The organism is Ruegeria sp. BG9 (genome assembly GCF_056538305.1).
The window spans coordinates 295,484-311,217 of the sequence record NZ_JBQFSY010000001.1 but is presented as its reverse complement, the minus strand read 5'-3'; the positions used below and the strand labels follow the sequence as shown (position 1 = coordinate 311,217).

The 15,734-nt window shown below is 60.3% G+C and carries 12 protein-coding genes; 9 read left to right on the top strand and 3 right to left on the bottom strand.

From position 1 onward, the window contains the following. The first annotated feature begins 147 nt into the window (after positions 1–147). Complete coding sequence (locus ACR0I8_RS01565) at positions 148–1,260, top strand: HupE/UreJ family protein (RefSeq protein ID WP_170688742.1); 1,113 nt, start codon at positions 148–150, stop codon at positions 1,258–1,260. Here the strand turns inward: ACR0I8_RS01565 and ACR0I8_RS01560 are convergent. Next, positions 1,253–1,876 (bottom strand): thiamine phosphate synthase, encoded by a 624-nt coding sequence (locus tag ACR0I8_RS01560; RefSeq protein ID WP_170688741.1) that lies wholly within the window; start codon positions 1,874–1,876, stop codon positions 1,253–1,255. The two genes, ACR0I8_RS01565 and ACR0I8_RS01560, sit on opposite strands and share 8 nt — an antisense overlap. A 161-nt stretch (positions 1,877–2,037) precedes the next feature. On the opposite strand from ACR0I8_RS01560, the gene ACR0I8_RS01555 reads away from it, so the two are divergent. The 4 genes from ACR0I8_RS01555 to ACR0I8_RS01540 all read left to right on the top strand — a co-directional run bounded on the left by ACR0I8_RS01555 (position 2,038) and on the right by ACR0I8_RS01540 (position 6,838). Beyond that, positions 2,038–2,781, top strand: a complete 744-nt coding sequence (locus ACR0I8_RS01555; protein ID WP_170373836.1) for an RNA methyltransferase — start codon at positions 2,038–2,040, stop codon at positions 2,779–2,781. Positions 2,782–2,862: 81 nt separating this feature from the next. Next, complete coding sequence (ctaA, locus tag ACR0I8_RS01550; protein WP_170688740.1) at positions 2,863–4,008, top strand: heme A synthase; 1,146 nt, start codon at positions 2,863–2,865, stop codon at positions 4,006–4,008. A gap of 4 nt (positions 4,009–4,012) precedes the next feature. After that, positions 4,013–5,482 carry a carboxypeptidase M32 gene (locus ACR0I8_RS01545; RefSeq protein WP_170688739.1) on the top strand — a complete coding sequence of 490 codons (1,470 nt, stop codon included), beginning with the start codon at positions 4,013–4,015 and terminating at the stop codon, positions 5,480–5,482. An 87-nt stretch (positions 5,483–5,569) separates the two neighbouring features. After that, positions 5,570–6,838 (top strand): DsbA family protein, encoded by a 1,269-nt coding sequence (locus ACR0I8_RS01540; RefSeq protein WP_170688738.1) that lies wholly within the window; start codon positions 5,570–5,572, stop codon positions 6,836–6,838. A 29-nt stretch (positions 6,839–6,867) separates the two neighbouring features. Here the strand turns inward: ACR0I8_RS01540 and gyrA are convergent, their stop codons facing one another. Then, a complete protein-coding gene (gene gyrA, locus ACR0I8_RS01535; RefSeq protein WP_170688737.1) occupies positions 6,868–9,606 on the bottom strand; it encodes a DNA gyrase subunit A in 2,739 nt (912 codons plus the stop codon). Between the two features lie 193 nt (positions 9,607–9,799). Here gyrA and ACR0I8_RS01530 point away from each other — a divergent pair, with 193 nt between their 5' ends. Further along, entirely contained in the window at positions 9,800–10,069 is a 270-nt protein-coding gene (locus ACR0I8_RS01530) for an usg protein (RefSeq protein WP_170641814.1), read from the top strand. A 4-nt stretch (positions 10,070–10,073) separates the two neighbouring features. Here ACR0I8_RS01530 and ACR0I8_RS01525 read toward each other — a convergent pair whose 3' ends face one another. Beyond that, positions 10,074–11,642, bottom strand: coding sequence for a caspase family protein (locus ACR0I8_RS01525; RefSeq protein WP_170688736.1), 1,569 nt, complete (start codon positions 11,640–11,642; stop codon positions 10,074–10,076). A 188-nt stretch (positions 11,643–11,830) separates the two neighbouring features. On the opposite strand from ACR0I8_RS01525, the gene zwf reads away from it, so the two are divergent. Genes zwf through pgi form a run of 3 tightly spaced genes read left to right on the top strand, consistent with a single transcriptional unit; the run spans position 11,831 to position 15,564 of the window. Next, on the top strand, positions 11,831–13,285 hold the full coding sequence (gene zwf, locus ACR0I8_RS01520; RefSeq protein WP_170688735.1) for a glucose-6-phosphate dehydrogenase: 1,455 nt from the start codon (positions 11,831–11,833) through the stop codon (positions 13,283–13,285). Beyond that, complete coding sequence (gene pgl / locus ACR0I8_RS01515) at positions 13,282–13,953, top strand: 6-phosphogluconolactonase (RefSeq protein ID WP_170688734.1); 672 nt, start codon at positions 13,282–13,284, stop codon at positions 13,951–13,953. Before zwf ends, pgl begins: the two co-directional genes overlap by 4 nt. Positions 13,954–13,956: 3 nt before the next feature. Beyond that, entirely contained in the window at positions 13,957–15,564 is a 1,608-nt protein-coding gene (pgi, locus tag ACR0I8_RS01510; protein WP_170688733.1) for a glucose-6-phosphate isomerase, read from the top strand. Positions 15,565–15,734: the final 170 nt, after the last annotated feature.

The following is a 15,734-nucleotide window of genomic DNA, read 5'->3' as shown; positions in this document are numbered from 1 at the left end:
CGCTGAGGGCCGTGCAAGCCAGAACGTCAGCGGTAACAGAGATAAGGCCTCTGTGATCTCGCCCGCGGTCGTTTCGACTTGCGATCCGATGCGTTCGGCGGGACACTCGGCCTATATGATTGATGATTTTATTGATGAGCGTCGCAGATGAACGGTATTTTCCGTTTCCTCCTGATTTTGCCTGTCTTTTTGGTGTTTTCGGCGTTGTCCGCGAAGGCACAGACCGCTCTGACGATTGTCGAGTTCTGGACGAAGGCTGACACTCTGTTCCTAGAGGTCACGCTGAATGCCGAGATGTTCTTGGCCGGGCTCGACCCTGAAGCCCGCCCTGATTTCGCCGATGACGCCCGGTACAGAGAGCTGCGCCGACGGGTCTCCTCAGAGCTAGAGCCTGAGGTTCGGTCGTTTGTCAAAGACTGGGCCGAGACGCTGAGGGTTGAGGTCGCAGGCCCGGCCCTCCTGTCTTATGAGGGCGTGCGCATTCCCATTGTCGGCGATCCTGATACACCGCGTTTGTCAAAGCTGTTGCTGGCGGCGCCGCTGCCGGAAGGCGCGTCCAGTCTGCGCCTGACATGGCCCGAGGGGCACGGGCCTGCCGTTGTGAAACAACAGCGTGTCGACGCACCCTACACGGGCTATCTGGTCGCCGGAGAGGTCAGCCCGCTGATCCCGTTGCAAGGCGGTGCCGCGCTCGGCCCGCAACAGGTGCTGCAGGTGTTTCTGCCCAAGGGGCTGACCCGCATTCTGCCGCATGGCTACCACGAGATCGCCCTTGTGCTGTCGCTGGTCTTTATGACTCTCAGCCTGCGTCCGCTGTTGGCGCAGATGTTGTTTGTGTCCCTCGGGCTGATCTTCGGTCTGGCGCTTTCGGTCTATGGCGCGGTTGCGTTGCCCTCTGCGGTGGCCTCTCAGGCGCTTGCGGCTGCAACCCTCGTTTTGGCGCTGTGGAATTTGGTTCTCAGGCGTCTGACCGTATTCCGTTTGCTGGCCGTTTTCGGGGCCGGATTGTTGTGCGGGATCACGCTCAGCACATCTTTGGCGACGATTGGGGTGCCACCGGATCATTTGCCGCCCGCAATATCCGGCTATGCGGGCGGGGTGCTGGTGGCGCTTTACGCCATAGCTGCCGCAGTTTTTGCGGTCTCCGCTCTGATTGCCGGGGCATCTGAGAGGATGCGAGGCCGGATATCCGTTCTGGCCTCGATCCTGATTGCTGGAATTGCCGTCTATTGGTTGGCCGAGCCCCTGATACTCAGCTAGCCATATGGGACAACAGGTCGTTCAGAGCGGCCGCCGGGTCCTCGGCCGACCAGATTTCGTTGCCGATGCCGAAGAAATCCGTATGCGGGGACAGGGTGCGGATCAGGTCTGGGGTCAGGCCGCCCTCGGCCACGACGGGGACCTCGATCATTTCTGACCACCATTGGAACAGGTCTTTCTCGGCCAGCGTCCCGTCACCAAGCGAGGATGTGCCTACTGGACCGAAGGCGACATAGTCGACGCTGGCTTCGCCAGCCGTCATGCCGTCATGGCTGGAGGCCCCACAAAAGCTGCCGACAATCGCATCTGCACCAAGCTCTTTGCGAGCAGCCCGGACCGAGCGAGCTGCATCGTCCAGATGCACACCGTCCAACCCCAGCCGTTGCGCCAGCAGAACGTGGTTCGAGATCACAATGGCCACGTCGCGCGCATGGGCAACCTCGCGGCAGGCATCTGCGGCGCGGGCAATCGTGTCCTCGTCGTTCCCAGCCAAGGCCAGCCGGATGCAAGCAATCTCGGCCCCGTCCAGAACCCGCGCCAATTGGTCGGGGAAGGAGCTAAGCGTGATGGTCGGCGGAGTGATCAGATAGATCTGAGGCTGCTCGGGGGTGTCCATTAGCGCGTCCTTCGCTTTCATTCTTTGGCGCGGTTTAGCGGATTGAGCGCGGGAAGCAAACTTTTAAGCCTCCGGCGGAGGTATTTAGGAACAGAAGAAGAGGATCGGGTTGCCCTGATGAGGCTGGGTGATTAGAGCAGGCGGAACTTTCGGAGACAGACATGCCTAGTGACACCTCTCAGCCTTCCTTTGTGCTCGTGCGCCCGCAAATGGGCGAAAACATCGGGGCCGCCGCGCGGGCGATGTGGAATTTCGGACTGGACCGGATGCGGATCGTGGCCCCTCGGGACGGGTGGCCGAACCCGAAGGCAGTAGCGATGTCCAGCGGTGCTGGTCGGCTTCTGGATGAGGCGCAATTGTTTGACGATCTGGCGGGGTCGCTGTCTGACACAACCTTTGTGTTTGCGACCACCGCACGACAACGTGGGCTGACCAAGCCCGTCTACAGCCCGGAACGCGCCATGCAGATCGCGGCTGAAAAGGTAGCCGCGGGTGAAAAGGTCGCCGTTCTGTTTGGCCCCGAACGTGCGGGGCTTGAGAATGAGGATATCGCCAAGGCCAATGCCATCATCTCGGTGCCTGTGAACCCGGAATATGCCTCGCTCAACCTTGGACAATGCGTGCTGCTGACCGCCTATGAGTGGATGCGTCAGACCGGTGACGTAGTGCATGAGGCCACCGACCTGGGCAAGGGCGACTGGGCGACCGGGATCGAGGTCGAGAAGCTGGTTGAGCACTATGAAGATCGGCTGGAAGAGGCCGGTTTCTTCTACCCGCCGGAAAAGGCCGAGGGCATGAAGACCAATCTGCGCAACCTGTGGTCGCGGATGCGGATGACGCGGGCGGATGTGCAGATGTTGCACGGTGTCATGCGTCAGATGGTCCGTTGGAAAGACAAAGGGTAAGGCTGGACCTTGCCCCTCACTGGCCCTAGCTTGCGACGAAATCCAGAGCTTGCGACCAAATCCAGGACATATGAGGACAGCATGAGCGCAAAGCGCAGCATCTTCGAAGAAGTCTCAGACACCGAAAAACAACAGGCCGTTCAACCCGGTATGATCGACAAGGACCGGGGCGGGGCACGCAAGGCGATCCGGGCGTGGCTGATGATCCTGTTCGCTCTGGTCGTTGTTATGATCGCCGTTGGGGGCCTGACGCGCCTGACCGATAGCGGGCTGTCGATCACCGAATGGCGTCCGATCACCGGGGCCATCCCGCCGATGACCGAGGCCGACTGGCAATCCGAATTCGACAAGTACAAGGAAATCGACCAGTGGCGCATCCAGAACCAGTGGATGGAGCTGAATGATTTCAAGTTCATCTACTGGTGGGAATGGGGCCACCGCCAACTGGGCCGCTTGATAGGTCTGGTCTGGGCGCTTGGTTTCTTTGGCTTCCTGATCGCGCGCAAAATCCCCACGGGTTGGACCGGCAAATTGCTGATCCCCGGTGCCTTGGGCGGCGTTCAGGGCGCGGTCGGCTGGTGGATGGTCGCCTCGGGTGTGACGCAAGGCGAAGGGATGACGGCCGTTGCCAGCTATCGTCTGGCGACGCATCTTGGCTTGGCCTTTGTGATCCTTGGGTTCCTTGCGTGGTATATCTTTGAGCTGGGCCGGGACGAGCGTGACCTGATGCAGGCGCGCCGCGCGAAAGAGGCGAAGCTGTACTCGCTCTCGACCGGCCTCCTGCATTTCACCTTTTTACAAATACTCATCGGTGCGCTGGTCGCCGGGATCGACGCAGGGCGATCCTACACCGACTGGCCCCTGATCGGGGGGCAGCTATTGCCGCCTGATGCGACCATGCTTGAACCGATGTGGCGCAACTTCTTCGAAAGCCCCGGTCTGGTGCAGTTCATCCACCGTTGCGCGGGATATCTGCTGTTCATCTTTGCCATCATCGTCTGGCGTCGGGGGCAGGGCAGCGCCCACCCGCAGACCCGTTTCGCCTTCAACGCAGCCTTTGCGGCCCTGTCGCTGCAGGTGGTGGTCGGTATCGTCACGGTCGTTTACGCAGCCCCTTGGCAGATCGCCATTTTCCACCAGTTCATGGCCGTCGTGGTCTGGACCCTGATCCTGCGCGCCCGCTTCCTGAGCGGCTACCCCATTGCAACCTCAATCCGTGGAGCGTGACCCGATGAGCGCCTTTGACGACCTGATGGCCTTTCAACGTGAAACCTCGGCTCTTGGTCAGATTGCCGGCCGGCTTGGCTGGGATCAGGAGACCATGATGCCGCGCGGAGCTGCCCCGCAACGGGCCGAGGAAATGGCCGCGATCGAGGCCGTTTTGCACGCCCGCAAATCCGACTCGCGCGTGGCCGAATGGCTGGACCAAGCCGACGCGAGCGATGCCTCGGGTCAGGCCCAGCTGCGTGAGATCCGCCGGTCTTATGAACGCACCATCAAAGTTCCCGCCGATCTGGCCAAAGCTCTTGCTCGGGTCACCTCTGCCGCGCAAGGCAAATGGGCGCAGGCGCGTGCGGATGAGGACGTCTCGGCCTTCCTGCCCGTGCTGGAAGAAGTCGTCTCGCTGAAACGCGAGGAAGGGGCCGCGCTGGCGCAAGGCGGTGACGTCTACGACGCCATGGTCGAGGATTATGAGCCCTATACGACAGGCGCCCAGATTGCCGAGATCTTCGATCAGATGCGTCCCCGCTTGGTTGCACTGCGAGCAGCGGTTCTGGATCGGCCCGCCCCCAAGGCGCTGGAGGGTTCGTTCGACGAAACCGAACAGATGCGCCTGTCACAAAAACTGGCGCTTGCGTTCGGCTATGACCTGAACCGAGGCCGCGTTGACAAGGCGGTGCATCCGTTCAGCTCGGGCAGTGGCTCTGACGTGCGGATCACGACCCGGACCAGCGCGACTGACCCGTTCAACTGCTTCTACTCAACTATTCATGAGGTCGGCCATGCCGCCTATGAACAGGGTATCAACCCAGACTACGCGCTGACGCCTCTGGGTCAGGGCGTGTCGATGGGCGTGCATGAAAGCCAAAGCCGGATTTATGAAAACCAGCTTGGCCGCTCGCGTGCCTTCACCGGATGGCTCTTCACCCAGATGCGCGACGCCTTCGGAGATTTCGGGATCGCGGATGCCGATGCCTTCTACGCGACCGTGAACCATGTCCAGAACGGCTATATCCGGACCGAGGCGGATGAGGTGCAATACAACCTCCACATCATGCTGCGCTTTGATCTGGAGCGCGCGTTGATGGCCGGAGACCTGCAGGTCTCGGACCTTGAGGCCGCGTGGAATGACCGCTTCAAGGCGGATTTCGGTTATGCGGTCGACAAACCCTCGAACGGGTGTTTGCAGGATGTGCATTGGTCCGTGGGTCTGTTCGGCTATTTCCCAACCTACTCGCTGGGCAACGTTTATGCTGGGTGTCTCTATCAGGCGCTGCGCGGCGCCGTGCCGGGAGTGGATGGGCAATTGGCCGAAGGTGATACCTCAGGTGCGACCACGTGGCTGCGCGAGAATGTGCAGCAATTTGGCGGGCTCTACGCCCCGCGTGAGGTCATTGAGCGTGCAAGCGGTGTTGAACCTGGGCCGGACCCGCTGCTGAGTTATCTCGAGCAGAAATTCGGTGCGCTCTACGGGCTGTAACGAGGGCTGCTCACGTTGCCGTGTGCCCGCGTGGTGTTCCGCGCGGGATTGGCTAGGGTAGGGCATCTGACCCCGGTGGAGACGACTGTGCCCTTCACATCTTTGGTAAAACCCCGGCTGGCCCAGATCATCACCAGCCGAGGGCTGCAAAACGCGCGTCGTGGCCTGCATGATCTGGGCCGAAGGGCACGCGGCGCGCAGCACGAAGTTCACTATTTCCACGATGCATCAGACCCGTATTGCTCACTGACGGCTCGGGTTTTGCCAGCATTCGAGGCGCGCTATGACCTTGCGCTGCGCCCGCATTTGATCTCAGGCCCGCCAGCAGAGGCGGTTCCTGATCCGAAAGCGCATCGCGAGAACGCGCTCAAAGATGCAACGCGCTTGGCGCAAAAGCTGGGTTTGGACGCGCCAAAGGCGGCTGGCTTGCCGCCAGAGGTCAACGCTCATCTGGCCGCCCATCTTGGAGAGCCGGATTTCGCGCAACATCTCAAAGCCATTAGCGCCGCCCAATGGGCTGGGCGGGATTTACCTGCGGGCAAACAGAGTGATCCCGCCGCTCCTATGCGCGCCGGGGATCAGGCGTTGCGCGCGATGGGACACTACCTGGGTGGCACGTTTTACTATGGCGGTGAATTTTACTGGGGTGTGGACCGACTGCACTATCTTGAAGACAGGTTACAAAGCGCCGGGCTGGGCACCGGCCCCCTTCTGGTGCCGCCCCCAGAGCCGGTGTTTGACCACCAAGGGGACACCCCAAAAACTCTGGAGTTCTTTTTCTCCTTCCGCAGCCCGTATTCTTTTCTGGCTTTTGGCCGGGTCCAGCACTTGGCAGAACACTACAAGGCTGAACTGATCCTGCGTCCGGTGCTGCCGATGCTGATGCGCGGCTTGCCAGTGCCAAAGGCGAAATCCCGATACATCCTTCAGGATTGCACGCGTGAGGCACGGCGGCTGGGTATCCCGTTTGGCCGTATCTGCGACCCTCTGGGCGCGGGGGTCGAGCGCGGTTATGCGTTGTTCGACTACGCCGAATCCGAAGGTCGGATGGCCACGTTTTGTTCTGCTTTCATGCGCTCGGTCTGGTCCGAGGGTGCGGACGCGGCGAGTGATAGGGGGCTATCCCATATTGTCAGGGCCGCCGGTCTGGATTGGGCCAAAGCGCGCGATGAGCTGAAATCACAGACTTGGCGTCGGCGGGTTGAGCAGAACCAAAACAGGCTGCAAGACGTTGGCCTTTGGGGTGTTCCCAGCTTCCACGTCGACGGTCAGAGCATTTGGGGTCAGGATCGGCTCTGGGCTGTGGCTGATCTATTGGGCACTGAATCAAAACAGGCGCTGCCCGGGTCCGGTTAGCGCCTGTTTCATGTGCTCTAGCCGAAAGATTATTCTTCGGCCTCGTCCTCATCGCCCTGATCGGCGATCCAGGCGACGCTGACGACCACTTCGCCTTTACCGGTGTTGAATACCCGCACGCCGCCGGCGCTGCGGGACCGGAAGGAAATGCCATCGACCGGCACGCGGATCGACTGACCTTTTGAAGTGGCCAGCATGATCTGGTCATCAATCTCGACCGGGAAGGAAGCCACAAGCTCTCCGCCGCGCATTGCTTTGTCCATCGCCGCAACGCCCATGCCGCCACGTCCGCGGACGGGGTAGTCGTGGCTGGAGCTCAGCTTGCCTGCGCCGCCCGCTGTGATAGTCAGGATCAGGTTCTCCGCGGCCGACATCTCGGCATAACGTTCCTGAGGCAGAACGCTGTCGGCATTGCCTTCATCCTCATCGCCCTCGGCCTCATCGGTGACGCCAGCCATCAGACGGCGCATCTTGAGATATGCGGCCCGCTCATCCGAGGTCGCATCGAAATGGCGGATGACGGACATCGAAACCACTTCGTCATTGCCGGAGAGGCGCACACCACGCACACCGACCGAGGAGCGGCTGTTGAACACCCGCACATCGGTCGTCGGGAAGCGGATTGCACGGCCGGATTTGGTGACCAGCATCACATCATCCTCTTCCGAGCAGATGCGCGCGTTGATCAGCTTCGTCTCGGCATGCTCATCCTCGAACTTCATGGCGATCTTGCCGTTGCGCTTCACATTGGTGAAGTCCGACAGGCGGTTACGCCGCACTGTGCCTGCGCTAGTGGCGAAGACGACCTGAAGGTTCTCCCATTCCTCATCCGGTACATCCACGGGCATGATCGCAGCGATGGAGACTCCGGTCGGGATCGGCAGGATGTTGACGATCGCCTTGCCCTTGCCGGTCCGTCCCGATTGCGGCAGGCGCCAGGTCTTGAGCTTGTAGACCATGCCATCGGTGGTGAAGAACAGTAGCTGCGTATGGGTGTTGGCCACGAAGAGGGTGGTGACCACGTCCTCTTCCTTGGTCTGCATCCCCGACAGGCCCTTGCCGCCACGCTTTTGCGCTCGGAAATCGGCTAGAGGCGTACGCTTGATATAGCCGCCCGAGGTGACAGTCACGACCATATCTTCGCGTTCGATCAGGTCCTCGTCTTCCATGTCGCCGGACCAATCGACGATCTCGGTGCGACGGGGTACCGCGAACTGATCTCGTACTTCGCGCAGCTCATCGCCGATGATCGACATGATGCGTTCGCGCGAGGAGAGGATATCCAGGTATTCTTTGATCTTGGCAGCCAGTTGCTCTAGCTCGTCCGTGACCTCTTTGACGCCCAGTTGGGTCAGGCGCTGCAGGCGCAACTCGAGGATCGCACGGGCCTGAACCTCGGTCAGGTTATAGGTGCCATCATCGTTCATCTTGGACAGCGGGTCGTCGATCAGGCGCAGATAGCCTTCGATCTCGGCCGCAGGCCAACGGCGGGTCATCAGTTTCTCGCGTGCCTCAGCCGCGTCCGCCGACGAACGGATGGTGGCAACCACTTCGTCCACGTTCGAGACGGCCACGGCCAAACCACACAAGATATGGCTACGCTCGCGCGCTTTGCGCAGATCGTATGCGGTGCGGCGGGCTACCACATCCTCGCGGAAGTCGATGAAGGATGTCAGGAACCGGCGCAGGGTTAGTTGCTCGGGCCGACCACCATTCAGGGCCAGCATGTTGCAGCCAAACGACGTCTGCATTGGCGAGAAACGATAAAGCTGGTTCAGCACCACTTCGGGCGTTGCGTCGCGCTTCAGCTCAACCACGACACGCACGCCGTTGCGGTCGGATTCGTCCTGCACGTGCGCTACGCCTTCGATGCGCTTTTCGCGCACCGCTTCGGCGATCTTTTCGATCATCGAGGCTTTGTTCACCTGATAGGGGATCTCATCCACGACAATGGCGTAGCGATCTTTGCGCAGTTCTTCGACCCGCGTCTTGGCTCGGATAATGACGCTGCCGCGGCCTTCCAGATAAGCTTTGCGCGCACCGGAGCGGCCCAACATGACGCCGCCGGTCGGAAAGTCGGGACCGGGGACGTATTCGATCAACTGCTCGGACGTCAGGTCCGGGTCGTCAATCAGCGCCAGCGTGGCGTCGACCACTTCGCCCAAATTGTGTGGAGGGATATTCGTCGCCATACCCACGGCAATCCCGCCAGCGCCATTGACCAGCATGTTCGGGAACCGGGCGGGCAGGACGGTCGGCTCTTTGTCTTTGCCGTCGTAGTTGTCCTGAAAATCGACCGTCTCTTTTTCGATATCAGCCAGCAGGGATGCAGCTGGTTTGTCCATCCGCACTTCGGTATAGCGCATGGCCGCCGGGTTATCGCCGTCCATCGAGCCAAAGTTGCCCTGACCGTCCAGCAACGGCAGCGACATCGAGAAATCCTGCGCCATCCGCACCAGCGCATCATAGATCGCGCTATCGCCATGCGGGTGGTATTTACCCATCACATCGCCGACCGGACGGGCTGATTTGCGATAGGCCTTGTCATGCGTGTTACCCGTCTCGTGCATAGCGTACAAAATCCGCCGATGCACGGGTTTCAGTCCATCGCGCAGATCGGGGATCGCGCGGGAAACGATGACCGACATGGCATAGTCCAGATAGGACGTGCGCATCTCGGATTCGATGGAGACCGTCGGGCCGTCATAGACAGGGCGCTCGGGCGGGGTTTCATCCATGTTTTCAGGTGTTTCTGGCGTATCGCTCACGTAAACTGCTCGTTTCTTGTGCAGACTCTATATTTTGTGGTTCTACTCTATCAGACCCAGCACATAAGGTGCAAGCAAGCAACGAATCCGCGCGTGAAAATCCAAAGTAACACTCGGGTAACATCTTGTTATCCAAATGTTAGGTGGTTTTGCTGCTATCATAGAGAGACCCTGAATGAAATCGGAGGTCTGAATGCAGCAAAGCGAAACCGAATTAATGCTGAAGGGATACGGTCTGACGACGGCGGAATTCTTCTACCGTATGCCCGACTATATCCATGTCCTGAACACGTTCATCTGGCAGGAATATGATCTGGCGCCGGATCATCCGAAACTGTTCGAATTCATCGACTTTTGGCAACGAGAGATTGAGGGGCCTTTGCACTCGGTCAAATTCACCCATCGCAAGATGATCGCGCCGGGGGAGTGGCGCAATATGGTGGGTGAGTTCCGCGTGAACTGACGCCTTATCCCGCCCGCCAAGCGTAGACCGAACACCCGGTTGAGCCCGAGCTGGTGAAGCTGTTGCCATCTTCAGCCAGACGACCGCGCCATTGAACTGTGATGCCGGGGAAATAGTCGGTGCCGCTGATCTGTTGGTCATTCACGTAGATCACCGTGTTGGCTTTTTGACCCAGCGAGTCGGTGAGGCTTCCGGTGTATTTGTTGCCACCGGCATGGGAGTAGCGCACCGTTCCGGTCACTTTGACGACCACCGCGCAGGTGGCCTTGAACTGCCATGTGCCAGCCATAGAAAGGCTCGTGGAAACAGACGGTGCAGGGGCCGGTGTGGGTGCCGGTGCAGCGACGACCTTGCAGATCTTGCCGCTTTTGCCCTGCAACTCTTCCAATGCGTGCTGAGTTCCCAAATCATCCGCTCCCAATTGCGACGCGCTCGCCTCGCGGTAGCGCGCAAAGGCCTGACGGGTGCGCGGTCCAGCGACACCATCTGCACCTCCGGCACTGCAGCCCAGCGCGTTCAGGGCCGATTGCGTGGCGCGCATCACTTCGCGCGAATCTGAAATGATCGGGGTGTCTGGGGCTTCGGGGGCCGGAGTACGCTCTGTCTCGATTGGCAGCTCAACCGAGGCAAGGCTGTCGCGCAATTGCAGAGCCACCTCGTAGGAGTAGTTCTCGGACTGATCTTCGTACTTCTCAAGAAATGCGTCCAGTGCGTTCACGGTTCCGACCGAGCGCGCAAGCTCTAGATCGGCGCGCATGTCATCCGTCGGGGGCGTAGGTGCGTTCAGCGGCACTGTCGCGACAGCTGGGGTGAAATAAAACTCTCCCAACAGTTCATCATAATAGGCCGGGATCTGCGTATGCTGAACGGTGCGGGACAGATCGCGCACCTCGCGTCGCAGGTCTGAGACCATGCTGCGCAGCTCAAGCCCCGGTTCTGACAGGCGCGGCAGCAATGCGCGGGTGAAGACCGAGTTCTTTGCGGGTTCATCATCGCTCAGGCGGTCCAGCGCCATCTGGCCGGCCCCGGCTGAGAAGATCACGAACATACCTTCAGGCGCGTTGATACGCCCCAGGCCGCGAGTACGCCCGACACTGCGCCCGGAAACGGTTTCAAACGGATTGTCGCGGCAGGCGTCTATGATCGCGATGGAAGTGCGCGCACCGGTGGCGCGGACGCGGTCCAAAAGGTTCGACAGGGCGATGGATTCGGACTTCACGAAATCGGTCTCGCCGGACGAGGGCGCGACAATATCGGTGGGCAGCAGGTAATTCTCTCCGTCGATCTCAACGCCGTGACCGGCAAAGAACACAAAAGCGGTATCGCCAGCCTCCAGCCGGGCCGTGAAGTCTGCGATTTTCTGGTTCATGCCGCGCCGGTCGAGGTTCAGACCTTCAATGGTTTCAAAACCCAGATTTTCCAGCTTGTCGGAAACGGCCTCGGCGTCGGCGACAGCTTTCTTCAGATCAACGACCGAGTTGTACTTATCATTGCCGATCACCAGCGCCAAACGCTCTTGCGCCCATAGCGGGGCGGCAAAACATGCAAACAGAAAAAACAGAAACTTGTTCATCTCAACAACCCAAACCGGAATGATCCTGTTACATCTATATCGGAAAACCGCCGCGTCCCTCAGTGATTTGGATTACTTTGGCTGAACCCATCGAATAAGAGGCGTTTTCGGGTCATGCGATGGAAAAAAGAAGCATTATGATTGCGCTAACATTGGACATGACCTTAGGGGCAGGTTAAGGACAACTCATGGTTTCACGCGTCATTCCTGTCGATCCGTTCGATCTGGTCATTTTCGGCGGCACCGGAGATCTTGCGCAGCGCAAGATCTTGCCCGCCTTGTTTCGCAGATTCTGCGCGGGGCAATGGCCCGAAAGCGCACGTATCATTGCGGCGGCGCGCAGTGAGCTTTCGACGGATGCGTTCCGGACCCTCGTGACCGAGTCGTTGCGGAGCTATGCGCCCAGACGGTCGGGCGAGGTTGAGAATCTGCAAGGTTTCCTGCAGCGCCTCGACTACGTCCGGCTGGATGCGCTCTCAACCGGCGGGTGGGATGAGCTTGCAGGCAAACTGACCCCGGACCGCGTGCGGGCGTTCTATTTCTCGGTCGGTCCCAGCCTGTTTGCCCCTCTGGCCGAACGTATCCGCGCGCATGCGCTTGCGACCGAGGATACTCGGATCGTGGTAGAGAAACCCTTTGGCCACGATCTGGACAGCGCACGGGATTTGAATGCGACGCTGGCGGCGCATTTCGACGAAGGGCAGATTTATCGGATCGACCATTATCTGGGGAAAGAAACCGTCCAGAACCTGATGGCCGTGCGGTTTGGCAACATGCTGTTTGAGCCGCTTTGGAACAGCCAATACGTGGATCACATCCAGATCACCGTGGCCGAAACGGTGGGCGTCAAAGGGCGCGAAGACTATTACGAGCGCGCTGGAGCCATGCGCGACATGGTGCAGAACCACCTGATGCAATTGCTCTGCCTTATCGCGATGGAACCACCCGCCAAGTTCGATCCGGACGCTGTACGCGACGAAAAGCTCAAGGTCATCCGCGCGCTTGATCCGGTTGAGCCGCACCACATTGTACGCGGGCAGTTCGCCGCCGAGGCTGAAGGGTCAGGCTATCGCGAGGTTGTCGGCAATCCCCGCTCGACCACGGAAAGTTACGTGGCCTTGAAGGCGCATATCAGCAACTGGCGATGGGCCGGGACGCCGTTCTACCTGCGCACCGGTAAGCAGCTGGTGGCGCGGTCCTCGGTGATCAACGTGCAATTCAAGGACGCGCCGCATTCGATATTTGGCGAGGCAGCAGGGCGACACGCCAATGCCTTGTCGATCCGGTTGCAACCGAATGAGGGGATCACCTTGAAGGTGACCATCAAAGAGCCGGGGCAAGGTGGAATGCGTCTGATCGACGTCCCGCTAGATATGAGCTTTGCCGAGGCGCTCGGTCCGGAAAATCAGGACCCGCCCGATGCCTATGAACGGCTGATCATGGACGTGATCCGGGGCAACCAGACCCTGTTCATGCGTGGTGATGAGGTCGAGGCCGCCTGGGCCTGGACCGATCCGATCATCGCCGGATGGCAGGCGCGGGGCGATGTCCCCAAACCCTATGACAGTGGCAGCACAGGGCCGGGCGACGCCGAGCTGCTGATGAAACGAGACGGTCGCCACTGGCAAGGAATCAAGCCATGAATATTCAGGAATATGCCGACCGCGACATGTTGGCGATCGACGTGGCCAACGCATTGGCCGGAGAATTAGAGGCCGCTTTGTTGCATGACGACACGGTGGCCCTTGCGGTGCCGGGCGGAACGACTCCGGGGCCGGTTTTCGATGTCCTCTGTGCCGCAGATCTGGACTGGGCGCGGATACGCGTGCTGCCGACCGACGAACGCTGTGTGCCTGCGGACAGTGACCGCTCGAACGAGCGTCTGATCCGCGAACGCCTTCTGACCAACCGCGCCTCGGTGGCGCAATACGTGCCGCTCTACGTCCCGGGGGCCGCACCCGAGGACGCTCTGCCTGAGATCGAGTCATTGATCGCACCGGTTCTGCCTTTGTCGGTACTGGTGTTGGGGATGGGAGGCGATATGCACACAGCCTCACTGTTTCCAGGAATGCAGGGGCTGGCTGAGGCGCTGGACAGCAACGCGCCGACACTGGCCGTGGCGAGGACGGATGTGCAACCGGAACCGCGTATCACCCTGACGGCTCCGGTCCTAGATGGGGCCTTGTCGAAACATCTGATCATCTACGGCGCCGAGAAGCGGGAAGCGCTGGAGAAGGCCATGTCTCTACCCCCCGAAGAGGCCCCAATTGCGGCTGTGTTGGGCGGCATGACCGTTCATTGGGCGGAGTGAGCCATGCAGCTGGATAGATTGAAAGCACTGGCAGCATCGCAACAGGCCCGCATTCTCGACCTGTTCGAGGCGGACGCGGATCGGGCACAGAATTTCTCCGCCTCAACCGGCGATATGCTGTTCGACTACTCAAAAACGCAGATCGGCGGCGAGATCCGGGATGCTCTGATCCAACTATGTGACCAAGCCGATCTGGAAGCACGCCGCGAGGCGATGTTTTCTGGCCAGAAAATCAACGAGACCGAAGATCGCGCGGTGTTGCACACGGCGTTGCGAAACCTGGACGGCGACGCGGTGCGGGTCGATGGTCAGGATGTGATGCCGGACGTTTTGGACACCTTGCAGCGGATGCGTGTCTTCGCCGAGGAGGTGCGCGGAGGCACCGCTGCCGGGGCAGGGGGCAGCTTTACCGATGTGGTGAATATCGGTATCGGAGGCTCGGATCTGGGGCCGGTGATGGCGACCCATGCGCTGTCGCCCTACCATGATGGGCCGCGTCTGCACTATGTCTCGAACGTCGATGGCGCGCATATCGCGGATACGTTGCGGCAGTTGGACCCGACCCGGACACTGGTGATCGTGGCCTCGAAAACCTTCACGACGATTGAAACCATGACCAACGCCCGCACCGCGCGGGCATGGATGAGCGAGGGCGGAGGAGACCCCGCCAAGCAGTTCGCCGCCGTCTCAAGCGCGTTGGACAAAACGCAGGACTTCGGCATCCCCGAGGACCGCGTATTCGGTTTCGCAGATTGGGTCGGAGGGCGTTATTCTGTCTGGGGTCCTGTCGGTTTGCCGGTTATGGTCGCGATCGGCTCGAACGCGTTCGATGCGTTCCTGCGGGGCGGGCAAGCGATGGACATGCATTTCCGTTCGGCCGATTGGGCCGAGAACGTTCCGGTTATGCTGGCTTTGGTCGGAATCTGGCATCGTCAGGTGCTGGGCCATGCCAGTCGAGCGGTGTTGCCCTACGACCAGAGGCTGCTGCGCTTGCCGGCTTATTTCCAGCAGCTTGAGATGGAATCGAACGGCAAATCGGTCGCAATGGATGGCAGCGCGCTGACAGTGCCGTCCGGGCCTGTTGTCTGGGGTGAGCCGGGCACCAATGGCCAGCATGCCTTCTACCAGCTGATCCATCAGGGCACCGACGTAATCCACTGCGAATTCATGGTCGCCGCCGAAGGGCATGAGCCTGAACTGGCCCATCACCACCGCCTGCTTCTGGCCAATTGCCTCGCGCAGTCCGAGGCTTTGATGCGCGGCAGGTCTTTTGACGAAGCCAGCGCCCGAATGGCGGCCAAAGGCTTGACGGGCGATGAACTCGACCGTCAGGCGAGGCATCGGGTCTTTCCAGGCAACCGGCCCTCGACCACCTTGATCTACCCCAAACTGACGCCGTTTGTGTTGGGTCAGATCATAGCGCTTTATGAACATCGGGTGTTCGTCGAAGGCGTTCTTCTGGGCATCAATTCCTTCGATCAATGGGGCGTCGAGCTGGGCAAAGAACTTGCCACCTCACTCGGGCCGATCGTGGACGGAGAAGAAAGCGCGGACGACAAGGACGGCTCGACTGCGGCCTTGGTCGCCTATGCCCTGCGTCACCGCAATTGACGTGGTGAAACGCGGCCCGGGGCAATCTCGGGCCGCAATCTTTTTATTGTCAGACAAATAATTGCTTGGCAGGGTTCTTCCCAATGAACCGTCATGATTGATCGCCCGGCCACAGGCTCGCGTATCACTCAAAGCACGGAATGGCCGCCGACAGCGTGGCCTGAACAAAA